Source organism: Nonomuraea sp. NPDC050783 (assembly GCF_040802095.1).
Classification (GTDB): domain Bacteria; phylum Actinomycetota; class Actinomycetes; order Streptosporangiales; family Streptosporangiaceae; genus Nonomuraea.
Genome location: NZ_JBFAHK010000064.1, coordinates 1 through 1,775, shown reverse-complemented (window position 1 = coordinate 1,775; position 1,775 = coordinate 1). Strand labels below are relative to the sequence as shown.

The 1,775-nt window shown below is 69.1% G+C and carries 1 protein-coding gene; it reads left to right on the top strand.

The window, feature by feature from the left end; genetic code table 11:
• The first annotated feature begins 117 nt into the window (after positions 1–117).
• Positions 118–1,731: an ISL3 family transposase gene (locus AB0H75_RS50140; protein ID WP_367809180.1), complete on the top strand. Its 1,614-nt coding sequence runs from the start codon at positions 118–120 to the stop codon at positions 1,729–1,731.
• Positions 1,732–1,775: the final 44 nt, after the last annotated feature.

The window sequence follows — 1,775 nt, the reverse complement described above, 5'->3', positions numbered from 1 at the left end:
TGTCGACGACGCGTGAATACTGGATCAGGCACACATTCCGTGATCGGACCCGCTGAGTAGATCACGGTTCGGGCGTTCCGGCCGGTAGCCGTGCCTCTGCTCACGAGCATCTGCAGCGTGTTGATCAAGGAGCTGGTCGCTGTCCTGTTCCCTCATCTGGTCGGCGTGTGCGTCGAGCAGGTCTTCCGGTCGGGAACCACGGTAAGGATCCGGGCCAGGACCGGCACCGTGGAGGCCGCCTGCCCGGGCTGTGGGACGCCGTCGCGGCGGGTGCACAGCCACTATGAACGGCAGCTGTCCGATACCGCGGTCGGAGGCCAGGAGGTGCTCATCCACCTGCGGGTGCACCGGTTCTTCTGCCGCACCTCCACATGTGCCAAGGCGACGTTCGCCGAGCAGATCCCGGATCTGACCGTACGATACGGCCGTCGCAGTGTCCGGGCGACCCAGGCGTTACAGGCCATCGCGCTGGCGTTGGGCGGCCGGGCCGGAGCCCGGCTCGCCGGTCGGCTGGCGGCCTCGGCCAGCCGGATGACGCTGATCAGGCTGATCCGCGCCCTGCCCGACCCGGCTCTGGACACGGGTCCGCGGGTGCTCGGTGTGGACGACTTCGCCCTGCGCCGGGGCCACTCCTACGGCACGATCCTGATCGACATCTCCACCAGCACCGTGGTGGACGTGCTGGCCGACCGGAGGGCCGACACCCTGGCAGCGTGGCTGCGCACGCATCCGGGGGTCGAGATCGTCTGCCGCGACCGAGCCGGCGCCTACGCCGAGGGCATCGCCCGGGGGGCGCCACACGCGACCCAGGTCGCGGACCGCTTCCACCTCTGGCGCAATCTTGGCGAGGCCGTCGAACGCGCCGTCACCCGCCACCGCGACCATCTCCAAGCCCTGACCGCCACGCCCAGCACGCGCACCGACACCTCGTCACCTGCGGCGCCGTCCGTCCCGCCCCACTCGCCCGCCGACCGTCAGGACCGCATCGCCGCCCGAACCCGTGAACGGCACGCCACCGTTCACGCCCTGCTCGAGCAAGGCCAAGGACTGCGCGAAATCGCCCGCCTGCTGTCCCTGGGCCGCAACACCATCCGGCGCTTCGCCCGCGTCACCAGCCCCGAAGACCTGCTCGTCCACAATGGAACCGGCCGACGGCCCAAGAACCTGGAAGCTCATGACTCCTACCTGCGCAAACGCTGGGCCGAGGGATGCACCAACGCCGAACTCCTCCATCAGGAGCTGCAGGCCCTGGGCTACCGCGGCGGTAGCACCACCGTCCGCCAGTACGTCCGCTCCTGGCGCGACGGAACGCCTCCCGCACCGACATTAACGCGACCGCCCACGGTCCGGCAGGCCACCGGCTGGTTCCTGCGCAACCCCGCCCACCTCGACCCCGACGAACACCGCCAACTTCAAGCGCTCACCACCGTCTGTCCTCAGCTGGCGGCACTTCAGCTGCACGTGCGCCAGTTCGCCCAGATGATGACGCACCGCCACGGCCACAACCTGGAGACCTGGATGAATGCCGTTCTGGGCGACGACCTGCCCGAGCTGCACTCCTTCGTCACCGGGCTACGCCGGGACCAAGACGCCGTCACCGCCGGGCTCACCCTGCCCTACAACTCCGGGCCCGTCGAAGGGCACGTCAACCGGACCAAGATGCTCAAGCGACAGATGTACGGCCGCGCCAACCTCGATCTCCTGCGCAAACGCATGCTGCTGACCGACTGACCCGGGCCCCATCACGGAATGTGTGCCTGATCCAGGATTCGGCC